Here is a 264-nt window from a genome sequence, read left to right as displayed (position 1 = left end):
GAATATTAACTCGACAGTTATCAAGGGCGCGACCGACTAGTTGAACAATGTGGAAACGATCGATAATAATTCGGGCGTTAGGAAAAAGCCGGTAAATAAAGCTTTGATATTGGGCATTAAGATCGATTACGACCGTTTTAACCTGAGCGCTCTTTCTTGGAGTAGCGGTTCTCAAAATAATCAATAATTGACGGCGATAGCCGGTCATGGAGAGTGGCGACTAGCTGATGGGTTTCGCTATCACAACAGATGAAAGACATTATG

The 264-nt window shown here is 42.8% G+C and carries 1 pseudogene; it reads right to left on the bottom strand.

The features are described 5' to 3' along the window. Positions 1–264, bottom strand: a pseudogene (locus H5S41_RS00470) (transposase); the annotation flags it as partial.

Origin of the sequence: Limosilactobacillus albertensis (assembly GCF_014145555.1) — a bacterium.
Classification (GTDB): domain Bacteria; phylum Bacillota; class Bacilli; order Lactobacillales; family Lactobacillaceae; genus Limosilactobacillus; species Limosilactobacillus albertensis.
This window is presented reverse-complemented; position numbering and strand designations above follow the sequence as displayed.